This window comes from Dokdonia donghaensis DSW-1 (assembly GCF_001653755.1).
Taxonomy (GTDB): Bacteria; Bacteroidota; Bacteroidia; order Flavobacteriales; family Flavobacteriaceae; genus Dokdonia; species Dokdonia donghaensis.
The window spans coordinates 345,748-362,380 of the sequence record NZ_CP015125.1; the positions used below are offsets into that span (position 1 = coordinate 345,748).

Annotated in this window: 13 protein-coding genes; 4 read left to right on the top strand and 9 right to left on the bottom strand. The window is 37.8% G+C overall.

The genetic code is table 11. The features are described 5' to 3' along the window. Window positions 1–23: 23 nt before the first annotated feature. From I597_RS01440 to der, 3 genes are all read right to left on the bottom strand, one after another. Window positions 24–941, bottom strand: a complete 918-nt coding sequence (locus tag I597_RS01440; RefSeq protein ID WP_035325756.1) for a patatin-like phospholipase family protein — start codon at window positions 939–941, stop codon at window positions 24–26. 75 nt (window positions 942–1,016) lie between these two features. Beyond that, on the bottom strand, window positions 1,017–3,797 hold the full coding sequence (locus I597_RS01445) for an outer membrane beta-barrel protein (protein WP_035325758.1): 2,781 nt from the start codon (window positions 3,795–3,797) through the stop codon (window positions 1,017–1,019). A gap of 242 nt (window positions 3,798–4,039) precedes the next feature. Beyond that, entirely contained in the window at window positions 4,040–5,347 is a 1,308-nt protein-coding gene (gene der / locus I597_RS01450; RefSeq protein ID WP_035325759.1) for a ribosome biogenesis GTPase Der, read from the bottom strand. Between the two features lie 176 nt (window positions 5,348–5,523). Between der and I597_RS01455 the strand changes: the two genes are divergently transcribed. Beyond that, the gene (locus tag I597_RS01455) at window positions 5,524–6,138 is read left to right on the top strand and encodes a LysE family transporter (RefSeq protein ID WP_035325761.1); all 615 of its coding nucleotides are present in this window, start codon (window positions 5,524–5,526) and stop codon (window positions 6,136–6,138) included. A gap of 49 nt (window positions 6,139–6,187) precedes the next feature. Beyond that, window positions 6,188–6,802: a LysE family transporter gene (locus I597_RS01460; protein WP_035325763.1), complete on the top strand. Its 615-nt coding sequence runs from the start codon at window positions 6,188–6,190 to the stop codon at window positions 6,800–6,802. Here I597_RS01460 and I597_RS01465 read toward each other — a convergent pair. Then, window positions 6,795–7,592, bottom strand: coding sequence for a DUF2797 domain-containing protein (locus tag I597_RS01465; RefSeq protein ID WP_035325764.1), 798 nt, complete (start codon window positions 7,590–7,592; stop codon window positions 6,795–6,797). The genes I597_RS01460 and I597_RS01465 overlap by 8 nt on opposite strands. Window positions 7,593–7,692: 100 nt before the next feature. Here I597_RS01465 and I597_RS01470 point away from each other — a divergent pair, with 100 nt between their 5' ends. Both I597_RS01470 and I597_RS01475 read left to right on the top strand, forming a co-directional pair. Then, complete coding sequence (locus I597_RS01470) at window positions 7,693–9,204, top strand: GH3 auxin-responsive promoter family protein (RefSeq protein WP_035325766.1); 1,512 nt, start codon at window positions 7,693–7,695, stop codon at window positions 9,202–9,204. A gap of 159 nt (window positions 9,205–9,363) precedes the next feature. Beyond that, window positions 9,364–10,977: an OmpA family protein gene (locus I597_RS01475; protein ID WP_035325767.1), complete on the top strand. Its 1,614-nt coding sequence runs from the start codon at window positions 9,364–9,366 to the stop codon at window positions 10,975–10,977. Between the two features lie 161 nt (window positions 10,978–11,138). On the opposite strand, the gene clpX is transcribed toward I597_RS01475, so the two are convergent. The 5 genes from clpX to I597_RS01500 form a co-directional block, all read right to left on the bottom strand. Continuing rightward, window positions 11,139–12,371 carry an ATP-dependent Clp protease ATP-binding subunit ClpX gene (gene clpX, locus I597_RS01480; RefSeq protein ID WP_035325769.1) on the bottom strand — a complete coding sequence of 411 codons (1,233 nt, stop codon included), beginning with the start codon at window positions 12,369–12,371 and terminating at the stop codon, window positions 11,139–11,141. A 52-nt stretch (window positions 12,372–12,423) separates the two neighbouring features. Beyond that, window positions 12,424–13,098, bottom strand: a complete 675-nt coding sequence (clpP, locus tag I597_RS01485) for an ATP-dependent Clp endopeptidase proteolytic subunit ClpP (RefSeq protein WP_035325770.1) — start codon at window positions 13,096–13,098, stop codon at window positions 12,424–12,426. Window positions 13,099–13,187: 89 nt separating this feature from the next. Then, window positions 13,188–14,510 (bottom strand): trigger factor, encoded by a 1,323-nt coding sequence (gene tig, locus I597_RS01490; RefSeq protein ID WP_035325772.1) that lies wholly within the window; start codon window positions 14,508–14,510, stop codon window positions 13,188–13,190. Between the two features lie 78 nt (window positions 14,511–14,588). After that, the gene (locus I597_RS01495) at window positions 14,589–14,933 is read right to left on the bottom strand and encodes a phage holin family protein (protein WP_035325773.1); all 345 of its coding nucleotides are present in this window, start codon (window positions 14,931–14,933) and stop codon (window positions 14,589–14,591) included. A gap of 112 nt (window positions 14,934–15,045) precedes the next feature. After that, entirely contained in the window at window positions 15,046–16,629 is a 1,584-nt protein-coding gene (locus I597_RS01500) for an SGNH/GDSL hydrolase family protein (RefSeq protein WP_035325775.1), read from the bottom strand. Between the last annotated feature and the right edge of the window lie 4 nt (window positions 16,630–16,633).

Sequence of the window (16,633 nt, forward strand, 5' to 3'; positions counted from 1 at the left end):
TCCGCTTTCGCGAAAGCGGGATACTACCCCTCATCATCTACCTTAATCTCGTTGAGCTCTTCGTTTTTATACTTGGCATAGTCAAAACCACTCTTCCACCAGATTTTCATTTTTTCTTTATTAAAAATAAGTGAGTTTGTAGTGAGCACCGTCGGTGTATAATAGAAGTTTATTATCGCCTCTTTTTGGTTGGCAGCATATTTACCTATGGTGATATTTTGCTTTTCTATACGGTCCATCATAAAGCCGTGTAGATTGCTCAACAGGGAGAACACGTTAGAAGAAGGGAGATTGTTATAATAAGTAACCTCTGTTTCTAATATGATTACATCAATTTCGGTTGCGCCGCGTTCTACAGCCTCCTTGATGGGTACTAGTGCCCCAAAACCTCCATCTGCATACTCGCATCCATTTTTTGAGGCGAGGCTCATAAACGGGATATAATTACACGACATCCACACCCAGTCACAAAAATCTTCGTAGGTCTCTTCCTTACTAGATTTATATTCCGTTTTATGAAGTGAGAGATTAGAAACTGTGACTAGTACTTCTTTACCACTAGCTTGTAGCTGTTCATAATTTTCACGGGTAAAGGTTTTTTCTATAAGCTTGCGTAGCTTCTTACTTTCTCCAAAGGTTTTAGAGCCTTTTAAAAAATTGCGCAGTACGCTCCAGTGATCTATAGCAATAGATTGCTCGCCAAATTTATCTTTCTTTATTACAAAAGGACATACATTAAAAATGGCATTTTGATTTACAGAGGTGTATACCTCTTTTATCTTTTCGATATTTTGAAGTGCAAGATGAGGCACTAAAAGACTTCCTGTAGAGGTACCTACAAGCATATCATACTCTTTGCCCATTTCTTGCATAAGGTACTGAGCAACACCGCCGCCAAAAGCGCCTTTACTTCCTCCTCCTGAAATGACTAATGCCCGCATACCTCGTTTTAACTAATAGCTAGTCGAAAATAAGGTTTTTAAATTACAAATAGTTTTACGCTTTCGCGAAAGCGTCTAAAAGAACATTATCCCACCATTATCCGTCTCGCCTTTTTTACCTAGCGTGTTAAACTTCCAGCTCAAGCTAAGCATAAAATACTGTTGCAATACCGTACTCTGTACGTCTTGTATAAAGTTTGCATTTGCCGTACGACGGGCGTTTGTGTTTTGATCAAGCACGTCATACACCTTAAGTGTAGCTGTTGCTCTTTCTTTAGCAAAAGAGTATGCTAGTGTCGAGTTCCAGAACAAAGCACTTTGCTGAAAGTCACTTGCAATATTAGGGTTATAGTTATAGTTTATCTCATTACGCCATTCCCAGTTTTTTGGCACAAAAAGAGCCGTACTCAAGCGCACTGTGTGCGAGATAAACTCTTGATCATCAAATGCATCTAGACCAAACTCTGTTTTTGAAAATGAGATGTTATAACTAGGGCGCACCTCAAAGAGGTCTTTCCAAGTAAAAGTCACATTTACTCTTGGGGTGAGTGATCTTGTTTTACTTGCATACTTCACATCATTATTGAAGTTTACATTACGGCCAAAGTTCCCGTAAATACCTCCACCATATTTTATGGTTCTTAGTGAATCTATCTTGAGCGTTTTATTATAACCACCACCAGCGCCTACGTTATAATTACCATCTACATTCTCATAAGTAGTGGTACGCACAAGGTTTTCATCTATGGTAGTTTTATTTACCACGGCATCATTTGTAATACTACCATTACCGTTTAAGTACCAACCACCACCTTTCTGGAAATCAAAATTATTAAACCCTCCATAAAAGTTATAGACATTAGAAGGTGATAAATCTGGATTACCCACAGTGATATTAAGTGGGTCTGACACATCTACAAAAGGATTGAGCTGTTGCACATCTGGCGGACTATTACTCTTACTCACACTGGCATATAAAGATGCCTTTGGACTAAAACGATAGTTGATGTAAGAGTCTAGTTCTAGCGCTTCAAAATTTTCCTTTACATTAAGTTCTGGACGCAAGTTATCTGTATTTTCTAGTGTTCTAAAAACATAACCTGCTCCAAAGTTAATATTAAACTTCTCTGTGTTATAATTAAGTCCAAGCTTAGGTGTCGTGCGCATATTGCGACCCTCAAAGTCTGTACTTAATGCCTCATTGAGCGTTGTATATTGCTGGGTATTTTCATCAAAATCAAAAGTAGTTCTTGATCGCTTTCGGCTATCATCACGATGACCAAAATCTGCATCTAGAAATAACTTTTTTGCAATAAGTGGTATGCGGTATGTAAAGTTAAGATTGTATCCATCAAGTTTAGTCTCACCATCTGTAAACTGGTTGCGCTCTATAAGCTCTGGAGCATCTCCTAGTATGGCAGTATTAGAGACTATAAAATCTTCACTCTCTTGTCTGTTTATTTCGTTCTGAAGACGAGCACGCACGTAGGCTCCTTTGTCACCCCACTTTTTTGTTATACTCAATGTGTTTTCAAAGTTCTTACCTTGATCTTTTATAAAGTTTGCATTATCAGACTGGTTTATAAGATCACCATTTTCATCAAGAGACTCTTCATCACGAGTATAGCGCGTCTCACTCTTTGCATAAGAAAACTTAGGGCGTATGTTTATAAGAATAGTAGAATCCTTCTTTATGTTTATAGTTGCATTTGCACTATGATTATCAGAGTTTGAGTCACTTCTTGAGTTGCTATTTGTAAAAAAACGACGGTCTGGCAAGATGTTCTCACGCTCGATACGTGTCTCGTCAAAAGAGTTTGCTGCAGAGTAGAAGTAATCCATACTCGCATCAAAACCTTTTGCATACTCATCTGTATAATTTGTCCCGATGCTGCGACTGTTTGTAATACCCTGGCCACCACCAAAACTGCGCCCGTCTATACCAAAACTTCCATTACCGTTAAAGTAGACACTTCTCCCGCCGCCAAACATCTTACGTATCTCTCCAAAACTAAAACCAGCCTCGTTTATATTATTACCTCCAGCAAGAACACTTATGCGCCTGTCATTATCAAAAGCATTTACAATACCCGCATACTCAAAGCGCTCATCTGTACCTGCACCAGCAGCTACTCGCCCAAAAACGCCCTTGTTCTTCTCCTCAGAGATGGTTAGGTTTATGGTTTTATTCTCTTGGTCACCATCTTCACCAGCAAAGGCCTCGTCATCTGTTTTTGTATCTACTACCTGTATTTTCTCCACCATTTCTTTAGTAAGATTACGCGTAGCCACCGTGGGGTCGTCGCCAAAAAAGGGTTTCCCATTTACAAGTATCTGGTTAACCTCCTTGCCATTTACTAAGATTTTACCATCTTCATCTACCTCAACCCCTGGCAACTCCTTTAGAAGGTCTTCAATATTTGCATCCTTTTTAGTTTTAAAAGAGGATACATTAAACTCTAGTGTATCTTTTTTTACAGTAATGGGCGCTCTACTTTTTACTATAACCTCTCCCAGTGTGTTAGTCGCAAGTCCCACTTCTATTGCACCTAAAGAAATATCGCCCGCACTAAGGTCTACTTGTTTGCTATAATTTTCATATCCTAAAAAAGATATATTTACCCGAGCATCCTTTTCTTGGGCTCTCCCTTCTAAGGTAAAAGCTCCATTTTGATTTGTGATGGTATACGTGATGAGCGTACTATCTTTTACGGTTTCAAGAAAAACGGTAGCAGCCTCAAGTGGCTCTTTTGATTCCTTGTCTGAAAGTGTGCCTGTAACTGAGAAGTTTTGCGCTTTCGCGAAAGCTGAAACTAAAAGAAGTCCAACTAAGATTACTAGATGACGTAATTGCATTATACTGATTGATTGATAAGTACATAAAGAACTAACCTTTTAATGAGAAGTTTTAGAAGGATGTCATTTTTAATATAATTTTAACAATTTGAGATGCTCCTTAAAAAGGTCTTCTGAGTTATTCTTTCTGTAGAAGCTTTCGCGAAAGCGTAAAAAATCCCACAACTGGACCTAAATTAAGTAGTTCAAACAAAAAAAGCGACCCGTGAAGGTCGCTTTTATGATATATACGAAGTATGATATTATTTCTTTCTAAAGTAAATAGAAATAGGCACTCCAGAGAAGTCGTAAGCTGCTCGAAGTTTGTTTTCTAAAAATCTTCTGTAACCTTCTTTAAGGTATTGCGGCAGGTTACAGAACAACGCAAACTGTGGTTGTGGTGTAGGTAGCTGCATACAGTACTTGATTTTTACATATTTACCCTTAATAGCCGGTGGAGGAAATGCCTCTACTAGCGGTAAGAAAAACTCATTAAGCTCACTGGTTTTGATACGTTTTGTTTTACTCTCGTATACTTTTACGGCAGTCTCAATAGCTTTAAAAATACGCTGCTTCTCAAGCACAGATATAAATACAATAGGCACATCTGTAAATGGCTCTATTTGTTTCCTTATGTGCTTTTCAAATTCTTTCATTGTGTTAGTCTTCTTTTCTACAAGGTCCCACTTGTTTACTAAGATTACTATTCCTTTTCTGTTGCGTTCTGCAAGCCAGAATATATTTTGTACCTGGCCATCAAAGCCCCTTGTTGCATCTACTACAAGTAGTACAACATCTGCGTGCTCAATAGCACGCACAGATCTCATCACAGAGTAAAACTCAAGATCTTCTTTTACCTTAGCCTTACGACGTATACCTGCCGTGTCTACAAGGTTAAACTCAAAACCGTAGCGATTATACTTTGTATCCATCGCATCACGGGTGGTTCCTGCAATATTTGTTACGATATAACGCTCCTCACCTATTAATGCATTTATAAAAGAAGATTTACCCGCATTAGGACGACCTACTACCGCAAAGCGTGGTAACTCATCTTCTTCGCTTTCTTCTTCTTTTTCTGGTAATGCCTCGACTACAGCATCTAGGAGGTCTCCCGTACCACTACCATTTGTAGCGGCAATGGTATAAAAATCACCAAGACCTAGATTATAAAACTCTACAGCATCTGCCGCACGTTTATTATTATCTACTTTATTTACAGCAAGAAAAATAGGTTTCTTAGATCTACGTAGTAAGTTTGCAACCTCTTCATCCATCCCAGTGATACCGTGCTCTACATCTACCATAAAGATGATAGCATCTGCCTCGTCTATGGCAAGCTCTACTTGCTTGTCTATCTCTGCTTCAAAAATGTCGTCACTTCCCACAACATATCCACCAGTATCTATGACTGTAAACTCACGTCCATTCCAATCTGTTTTTCCGTAGTGGCGATCTCTGGTCACACCACTCACGGCATCAACAATTGCCTCACGACGTTGCACTAACCGATTAAAAAAAGTGGATTTCCCTACATTAGGGCGCCCCACAATAGCTACTATGGTACTCATTGTAAAATTTTTAGGTCTGCAAAGATAGGCTTTTAAAAAGGACAAAGAGATGGTAAACAACGTAAATACATCGTCACATAATGAACCAAGGATTGCTTAAAATGCTAAGGATATGATAAACTTAATGAGAACTAGGTATCTATAATTTAATTTTACATCCTCATAACACACTTTAATTGATTTTACTCTTACTACTCCTTGGTTTTGGGATTGCCCTAGTCGCTACAATTGTCCCTAGCGCTACAAATTTACTTGTGCTTAAAAAAGCTACAAGCGGCAGCTTATTTAAAGCAATGTTTGTTGCATACGGAGCTGCACTGGGTGAAACTATTGTGGCAGGATTTGCTATAAGCTTTGGTTTTTTAGTAAAAAAGCTATACCAAGATTACTTATGGATACAAATTGCTTTTGTAGTATTAATGCTCTTAGCCGGCATCTTGCTTATTCTAAAAAAAACTAGCTCACAAACCTCAGAAGATGAAGCACATCAAAACTTTGGCACAGGTTTTTTACTTGGCTTTTTAAACATCCCTATGTTTATTTTTTGGGTAGCTGTGCTGTCTTCTATTTCGAGCTATGTGTTTATAGGTAAAAACTCCCCGTGGAGTGTTATACTCTCTTTTCTTTCGGGAGTTCTAATAGGAAAAGTTGTGATGCTTTATGTATATGCAAGACTGAGTGATTTTTTTTCAAATAAGTTTTCTAATCTTGAAAATAAAATGAATATAGTGATAGGTATTGTACTTATAACTGCTGCTATCTTTCAATCCATAAAGCTTATTACTTCATAAATAAGTTCAGATAGTGTAAGTTTTACCGTAGTACAACTACTAATGTTTTATGATTATTCTTGCTTTTATCATAGGCTTTACCGCCACAGTTATAGGTGCACTGCCACCTGGAGCATCTAACCTTGCAGTGATTAAAGCACGAGTAAAAGGTTCTTATCAAGATGCTGTAAAATTGAGCTATGGCGCTGGTCTAGGTGAGGCATTACTTGCACTTACTGCTTTAAGCTTTGGGATGGTAGTACAAGAGTTTATCTCTATGAACTACTGGGTGCAATATCTCGTTGCCTTTTTACTTGCTCTTGTAGGCGTCTATTTTACAAAAAAGAAGCATTCTTCAAAAATTACAAGACAAAGAAAACAATCTCAATACTTTATAGGCTTTATTTTGAGCTTTATAAATCTTCCTGTTTTAGTTTATTGGGTCGTTGTGTTTTCACTACTAAGCAAATGGATGCTTACCGCCGGGTCCCATCCCTATATATGGACCATTTTATTGCTTGCAGGCGTGTTCTCAGGTAAAATAGCCACACTCTTGATGTACAGCAAGTTTGGCTCTCATATTAAACAAAGGTCTACCTCTAGCCCTAATTCTCTTAATCGTTACATAGGGATCACACTTATTGTACTCTCGGTGATACAGCTCGTAAAACTAGTAGTTAGTTAAGAATCTCTAGTCGCACTACATAACCCTCCCAGCTACGCACGTTAAAAACAGTGTCGTCTTCAAAAATGAGGTACTGCCCCTTTATTCCCTTAAGAGTTCCCTCGTATGCAGGTGTTTTATCTAAGTTAAGTGTCTTAAGTTTTTCTGGGTAACGCTCTACAGGAAAGTGCACGTGCGTCTCCTCATTAGTAGGGATGAAATATTGCTTTGCTTCTTCTGGTATATATTGTTTTAAAATTTCTCGATGCTCCTTAAGATTTACATCTTCTATATCATTTTTAAGCATTTTGCGCCAGTTTGTTTTGTCAGAAACGTGTTCCTTTAACGCAAGCTCTGTAATACCTGCAAGGTAGCGGTTAGGTACTTCTACAATTTCTATAGCCTCGTGAGCACCTTGGTCTATCCATCTTGTAGGCACTTGAGTTTTACGAGTTACTCCTACTTTTACATTACTAGAATTTGCTAGATAAACAATGTGCGGTTGCAGTTGCACGCTTTGCTCATAAGCGAGATCGCGATCTTCTTCTCCTAGATGCGCTTTAGACAGTTCTGGTTTCATAATCCACTCTGCTGCTTGGGGTACTTTATAAAAATCATCATAGCAATATCCTTGTCTAAAAATCTTTTTATTCTCCCCACAGGCAAGGCACTCATATTTTACAAACTCGATATGCAGTCTCCTATTAAGCAACTGATTCACCTGTATAAAATCACCTTCCATTACGAGGTAATAATTTATAGGATCTGTATGCTCCGTTTGCATTTTCTTGAGGACACCTTGGTATTGCATTTATAAGAATTTTGATTACTGCATTGTATAAAAAAGGTTAAATTAGCTTTCGCGAAAGCAAAAAAACAACCTATCACACACGTGTAAATATACCAACTTTATGCCGATCCCTTTAGTGCATTCTATTGCTTCTTGGTTCTTAAAAAAGCGCATTCACCAGATGGAGCTTTTTATGAAATACCCAGCCGAAGTGCAGGAAGAATTGCGCGCAAAACTTATCGATAAAGCAAAGGATACCGAGATAGGTAAAAAGTATGATTTTAGATCTATACGTAGTTATAATGACTTTGCCCAGACGATCCCCATCACCTCTTATGAGGAGAATCAAGCTTATATAGAAAGAACTCGTAAAGGAGAGTCTAACATCTTATGGCCTACCCCTATAAAATGGTTTGCGCAGAGTAGCGGCACTACAAATGCACGAAGTAAGTATATACCCGTAAGCCCAGAGTCACTAGAAGATTGTCATTATGCCGCAAGTAAAGATTTACTCTGTATGTATCTCAATAATAATGAAGGTTCTCACTTATTTTCTGGCAAAGGGTTACGCTTAGGTGGTAGTAAGCAATTATACCAGGATAATGGTACTGTATATGGCGATCTGTCTGCCATTCTTATAGATAATATGCCTTTCTGGGCAGAATTTAGCAGTACTCCTAATCACGACATTTCATTATTAAGTGACTGGGAGGTGAAAATGCAAGCTATTGTAGACGAGACCATACAACAAGATGTAACCAGTCTAGCAGGTGTCCCATCGTGGATGCTTGTACTACTCAATAATGTATTAGAAACTACAGGTAAAGAAAGTATACTAGACATATGGCCTAACCTAGAGGTTTATTTTCACGGAGGGGTAAATTTTGATCCTTATCTTAATCAATATCAAAAAATTATATCATCAGACTCCTTTAAGTATTATGAGATTTATAATGCTTCTGAGGGCTTTTTTGCCATACAAGGGCAGAATGACTCAAAAGAGTTGCTTCTTATGCTAGATTACGGGATATTTTATGAGTTTATCCCTATGAACACCTACGGAACTTTAGATCAAAAAATCATCCCTCTAAGTGAGGTAGAAGCTGGTGTAAACTATGCAATTATTATTACGACAAACGCAGGTTTATGGAGGTATAAAATAGGTGACACAGTGCGTTTTACTTCTACCAGTCCATATAAAATTAAAGTAACTGGCAGAACAAAACATCACATTAACGTTTTTGGCGAAGAGCTTATAATTGAAAATGCAGAGCAAGCCCTCAAAAAAGCTACCCTAGAAACTGGCTGTGAAATAAAAGATTATACAGCTGCCCCTATATTTATGGATGGCAAAGAAAAAGGTGCTCACGAGTGGGTTATAGAGTTTAAAAATCCTCCAGAGGATATGACGTTATTTAATACCCAGCTTGATCTAGCGCTGCAAGAGGTAAATAGCGACTACCAAGCCAAACGTTTTAATAACACTACGCTTAATGCTCCAAAAATACACGCAGCTCGAGAGAACCTCTTTTATGACTGGTTACGAGAGAATAATAAGCTAGGAGGACAACATAAAGTCCCTAGATTATCTAATAAACGTGACTTTATTGAAGCTCTACTACATATCAATTAATTACCAAAACACGTAGGGAGCTACTTGAAAAAATATGCTTTTTTAGTCGCTCATCGGCAAAAAACACCTTCTTATCTAAAAGTCAGGCTTTTACTTTATTCTTAGGGATATCACTCTTAATTTAGAGCAATGCGATTCCCCAGAGTCATAATTAAGGAGATGAAAACAACGCTAACTTTTTTTACAGTTACAGCTTTATTGCTTTGCACATTTACAGCACTAGGTCAAGATCAATTAACCTATACTGCACTTGCTGATAATGTAGCAAATTATAGTGCCGAAGAAAAACCTTTCTACGGTGATAATGGTTTTAAGTTTGAAACCTTTAATACTGGTATTAACTCAAAATATTCTGACTACGGCATAGGCTTCTTTAGAGAGAAATTTATTTCATTTTCTGCTCGTAAAATAGGTGGCCTTGCAAAAAAGGATCCCATATCAAATGAACCATATACTAAGTTATATTGCTCAGATATCACCTATGATTATGATTTGAAAAGGCCTTTGTTATTCTCTTCTATTTTAAATCGCAATGACAATCTAGGTACCCTTGCTTTTTCTCAAGATGGCAATACCTTATATTTTACACAGAGTAAAGAAGATCACACACAGAGTTTTGAACTTTATCGCGCAGAGATGAATCCAGAGCGTGAAGGTGAGTGGATAAATATCACTGCACTATCTGTAAATGGAGACTACTCTGTTGAAAACCCTCATTTAAGCAGAAATGGAGAGTGGCTTTACTTCTCTTCAAATAAACCAGAAGCTATAGGAGGTTTTGACATTTTTAGAATTGCAGTAAAAGACAATGAACTTATAGGAAAAGCAGAAAGGATTGAGGGTAGTGTGAACACTGTTCTTGATGAGAAGTTTCCGCAAACTTCTCTTGATGGCAAGTACCTTTACTTTTCTTCAAAAGGACACGATAGTCAAGGTGGTTATGACATCTTTAGATCAAGAAAATCTAAGCTTGGTTTTGTTTCCACAAGAAACTTAGGAAGCACCATTAACTCTCCAAAGGATGAAGTTGCCTTTATACAGGCAAATGAGAATATAGGTTATATGACCTCAAACAGAGATGGTGGTAATGGAGGTTATGATATTTATAAAATAGAAGAATCTATACTAGCACTGAGTGTTGCAGGAAAAGTGATAGATGCAGAGACAGAGATTGCGCTAGCAAACGCCACAGTTGCTCTACTTGATGATTATGGCGAGGAAGTAGTGAGTGTACGCTCTAATATAGATGGTAGTTATAACTTTCCTGTAGAAGGGTTTGTAAACTATACGGTTATTGCTTACAAAGATGGATTTGAAACTACTCGAGAGACGTTTAACACAGCCGCTCAAGAGGATAAAATATTTGTCAAAAATCTCGTACTTGGAGCCACACCAGCCCCTATTGTAAAAACGGCAGAAAAAACGATACTAAAAATAGATAATATTCTGTTTGACCTTGATAGTGATAGAATTAAAGAAGTTTCAACAATCACTCTTAATACAGTAGTTGCTACACTTAAGGCAAACCCATCTATTAAAATTGCTATTAACGCCCATACAGACGCACAAGGTAGCGCAGGCTACAACAAGAGACTGTCTATGCGAAGAGCCGCCTCGGCGATGAATTATTTACTAAGCAAAGGAATTTCAAAAGATAGGTTACAGTCTCAAGGTTTTGGAGAAGAACAATTACTCATAAACTGTACATCTTGTACTCCTCAAGAAAATGAACTTAACAGACGCATAGAGTTTATAGTAATATCTAAAGAGTAACAATTACAATAGCAATCATTACGTGATGTAATGATTGTAAAGCAGCTATCAGTTGGGGGACCGATAGCTGTTTTTTTATGTTTACTTGTACGCTTAAAACAAAAAAAGAAGCATCCTTGTCCGGATGCTTCTTTTAATACAATTTATTATGCTTTTTACAACTATGAAGCTGCTTTAAGCTTCTTGAGTGTAGACTTATTAAGTTTACCCTCTGCATAGGTCTTAGTCACATTAAGCGACTTCTCATCTGAGCTAGGTAGATCAAACATTGCATCTGTTAGTATAGCCTCACATAAGCTACGTAGCCCTCTAGCTCCTAGCTTATACTCTATAGCCTTATCAACGAGATAATCTAGCGCATCATCTGTAATGCTAAACTCTATATCATCCATCGCAAAAAGCTTCTTATATTGCTTTATAATCGCATTTTTAGGCTCTGTAAGGATTGCTCTAAGTGTTCCTGCATCAAGCGGGTTCATATGAGTTAATACAGGGAGTCTACCTATAATTTCTGGTATAAGACCAAAGTCCTTTAGATCTTTAGGTATAATATACTTAAGCATATTATCCTTTTCTAGAGCCTCATCACTTTTGCTTGCTACAAATCCCATAGCCTGCATATTGAGACGCTTAGAGATATGACGCTCTATACCGTCAAAAGCTCCACCAGCTATAAATAAAATATGCTCTGTATTTACTTCTATAAACTTCTGGTCTGGGTGCTTTCGTCCTCCCTTAGGTGGTACGTTTACAACCGTCCCTTCTAGCAATTTTAATAAAGCTTGCTGCACACCTTCACCACTTACATCACGAGTGATAGATGGGTTATCACTCTTACGAGCAATTTTATCTATCTCATCTATAAATACAATACCACGTTGAGCTTTCTCTAGGTTATAGTCTGCTGCTTGTAACAAGCGAGTTAAAATACTCTCTACATCTTCACCTACATAACCAGCCTCTGTAAGAACCGTTGCATCTACAATAGCAAGTGGTACGTTAAGCATACGCGCAACTGTTTTTGCTATAAGCGTTTTACCAGTACCCGTTTGTCCCACCATCACGATGTTACTTTTTTGGATCTCGATATCATCATCTGTAGCTGGTTGTAATAATCTCTTATAGTGATTATAAACCGCTACAGACATTACTCTCTTTGTAAATTCTTGACCTATCACATACTCATCTAGAAACGACTTTATCTCTTGTGGTTTCTTTAACTTGAGTTCTCCTTCAAGATCATTTGTAGCTACATCCTTAGACTCTTCTATAACAATACCGTGAGCCTGCTCGATACATCTATCACATATGTGTGCATCTAGCCCCGCAATGAGCAGGTTAGTCTCTGGTTTTTTTCTGCCACAAAATGAACATTCTAAATCTTCCTTTGCCATTCTATTTACTATTTTGACTTGAATTTACGCTTTCGCGAAAGCGTAAACCTTTTTAGTCTCTCTTCAAAATTTCATCTATCATACCGTACTCAAGGGCCTTATCTGCCTTCATCCAGTAATCACGATCACTATCGTTATATACTTTATCATAGTCTTGACCTGAGTGCTTTGCAATGATATCGTACAGCTCCTTCTTGAGCGTAAGGATTTCCTTTGCGGTAATCTCTATATCACTTGCTTGACCTTGAGCTCCACCCATAGGCTGGTGTATCATCACACGGCTATGTGGTAGACCACTACGTTTACCTTTTTCTCCAGCACATAACAACACGGCTCCCATAGAGGCTGCCATACCTGTACAGATAGTAGCTACATCTGGCTTTATAAACTGCATTGTATCATAAATACCTAAGCCAGCATACACGCTTCCTCCTGGTGAGTTTATGTAAATCTGAATGTCCTTGTTTGCATCTGTACTTTCTAAAAACAGTAGTTGTGCCTGTACAATGTTTGCTACCTGGTCATTTATTCCAGTACCCAAGAAAATGATGCGATCCATCATTAAACGTGAGAACACGTCAAAGATCGCGATATTCATCTGGCGTTCTTCTATAATGTTAGGAGTAAGTCCCTGAGGAAGCATACTCGTTATGATTTTATCGTAATAGTTAGAGCTTACACCCTGATCTTTAATTGCAAATTTTTTAAATTCTTTTCCGTAATCCATATCTATTCTAGCAATATTTTCTTTAATAAAAAAGCGTTTTACCTAGTCTAGTAAAACGCTTTAAAGATACTTATTATCTAGGAGGTATTCTAATTGTATACTTCCTTAACAAATTCGTCAAAGGTTACTTCCTTCTCCTTAAGTTTTACATTTTCTTTAAAGAATGTAAGCATTTTTACATTCATAAGCTGCTCAGAAAGACGCTTTACTTCTTCTTGATTACCTAATATACGTGCTGCGATATCATCAAGTTCTTTCTCTTCTGGGTTCATTTGCCCATACTGCATCATTTGTGCTTTGATCATATCTTTAGAATAATCTTTAAGCTCGTCAAATGTTACTTGAAGTTCGTTTTCTGTAACGACTTTACCTTCTATAAGTTGCCATCTTAAACCTTTTTCAGAACGTGCAAACTCTTCTTTTGCTTCTTCTTCTGTCATAGGCTTCTCACCAGTAGATTGTATCCATCTAGCTAAGAAGTCTGCAGGCAGGTCAAACTTAGTTTCATCAATAAGACGCTCTGTAACGTCATTCATAAGTTGCTGGTCGCTTTGTTGTGTAAACTGGCGCTCACCATCTTCTTTTATTTTATCTTTAAGCTCTGTCGCAGATTTTACAACGTCCTTTCCAAATAACTTATCAAAAAGCTCTTGATCAAGATCTGCTTGCTCACGCTTGTTTGTTTCTGTTACTGTAAAAGTAACTTCTGCATTCAGGTCTTTTGCTTCGTCTTCAGAGATTTTTAATGCTGCTTGGTATGTTCCAGGCTCTGAGAAAAGACTTTTAGTCTTAACCGTAATTACATCTCCAGGTTTTGCTCCTACAAATGCATCTACATTTTTCTTCCCTTTAAGTTGCTCTATCTCAAAAGTAGCTTGGTTATCTATACCCGCTTTCTCACTTGCAAATGTTCCAGTTACTTCACTGTCTTTTGCAACCTCAGTTTGAGAGATTAACTTCCCGTATTGTTTTCTAATAGTAGTTACTTGACTATCTACCATTTTATCATCTACCTTAATCTTATAGCTAGTGATTGCTTTTTTAGGCTTAAGATTTACATCAAACTTAGGCGCCATTCCTAGCTCAAACTCAAAGTTGTAATCTTCTGCATCCCAGTTAAAATCTTCTTGATTTTTTGGAAGCGGATTACCTAATACGTCAAGCTTCTCCTCTTGTAAGAACTTACCTAGAGCTTCTTGAAGTATTTTATTTACCTCATCTACACGCACAGCCATCCCGTATTGCTTCTTCACCATTCCCATAGGTACGTGACCTTTTCTAAAACCAGGAATATTTGCTGTTTTACGATAGTTCTTAAGTATAGACTCTACCTTCTCGTTATAGTCATCCTTAACGATTTCTACCTTCACTACTGCGTTAAGGTCGTCTATTTGCTCTTTTGTAATATTCATTATAATGTAATTTTGAGGGCGCAAAAATACGATATTTTTACAACTCCAACAATCTTTTAATAAGTGCTTAACGTCCTCTTACTTATCATCTTTAAGTAGCGAGAATAATATACTCTGAAAAATACTGAGCAAAATACTAAAGAGGAGTGCTATCCAAACGCCACTTACAGAAAAACCTCCCACAAAATAATCTGCTATTAATATGATAATGGCATTTATGATAAATAAAAACAGTCCAAATGTCACAATAGTAACTGGCAAGGTAAGTATCACAAGTATAGGCCTCACTATAAATTTAAGTAACGCAAGTACTACAGCAACAATGATAGCCGTTACAAAACCATCTACGGCTACTCCTGGCAAAAACTTTGAGAGCACCACTACAGCAACCGCTGTAAGCAATATTTTAATAATTGTATTCATAATAGGTTGTTTTATGGGTTAAATACGCTTTCACGAAAGCATAAATTTACACATAAAAAAAGCGCCTTTTATAAAAAGGCGCTTTTACTATATAGTATGTAGGTTGTAAAACTTAGTTTACATCGTTGCTTATAGCTACTGTTGCATAAGAACCGATATCTACTCCTGGTATTGTAGAACCATACTGATCATTTATTGCATCTATAATAGCGTTTGCAGTAAATGCATAACCTCTAGGTGTAGGGTGTACACCATCTAGAGAGAAAGCTCCTCCAGTTACAAAGTCTGAGGTAAGCACTCCACCGTTAAAAGAAACACCACCATTTGCAACCACTTGTAATGCAGAACGCGCATCTACAAAAGCAAGATCATTTGCCTGCGCAAGTGCTTGTATAGTGGCATTGTACTGTGTTTGTGCTGCCGTGATAAGCTCTTGCTCTTGTGAGGTAAGTATAAACTGGTCTTGTAAAGGACGTGACACTCCATTTATAGCCTGTAGTGCAGCCTGCTCTGCAGGGATTCCTAAAGAAACTAATAGATTTAAGAAATCTTGATCTGTAGTTCCAAGCACTCCCGCTGTAGTAAGTGGCACTAGATCATCATTTGTAGTCTGGCGTAATTGAGATAATAATCCCGCAGTAATAGGGTCTAAGTTAAAAGGAGGTCCTTGTACTATTGCAGAAATATCAGTAAGGTCTTCATCTTGTATCGTGATAAAGTTTGCTCCTTCGGCAAATGTGATTTGACGAGCAGCAGCCTCTTCTGCAGTGATGATTCCAAAAGATGCTAGACCTGGTAACACTTGAGTGTTATATGCTGCAAATGCTGCATTAAGAGTAGCCGCAGTACCTGCGTCTAAAGGAATAGCCTGAGATGGCACCGTAGTAAAGAAAGGAATAGATGTTACATCCGGAATATTTACAAGTGCTCCTTGTGCTCCAGAACCTATTAAAAGTCCAACTTCTTGAGAATACACACTAGCAAAAACGTTAGGGTCTGTAATGTCATTAGGACCGTATGTAGTAGGATCAAAGTTTCCTGTCTGATCTACACCAGCACCACCTGATGTTGCAAAACCTAAAATATCATTGTTACCTATCCATAAAGAGAAAAATGATGGGTTTGCCGCAAGTGCATCTCCCATAACTGTAGCATTAGCCTCTGATGCAAATCTTGCAAAATATGGATTTGCCTGTCCTGTAGGTACTCCAGCTACATTACCATAACCTGGCGCCACAAGGTGAAAACTCTTTGCACCTGGTACACCCACATTGTTAAAAGGTCCCGTTACAACATTTGTAATTTCTGTAGTAGGAGTTCCAGATAATACTGCTGGTCCTGGATTACCATTTGCATCTGTCGCAAGTACAAAGCGATTATTTGCAATTTGAGTACCTCCTAGTGTTAACCCTCCTAGGTTATCACTTACTAAAGGCTGTGTAAACTCACCTCCACCTGCAAGCGCAAACTGCTGCGCCATAATGTTAGGGTATGAGTTTTCTTGACCAGTTATATAAAGCGCTCCATCTGCAAAACCTGCAGTAAGCGAGTTACCTACAGCAACATATGAAGAAAAGTTTGCTTCTCCATTTGTGTATACTGTTCCATCCTCAATTTCATTTTCAAATTCTGGCTCACAAGCAACAAGGCCAAGTGCAAGCGCAGGAAGTGCGATATAATTAAAATATTTTTTCATTGCT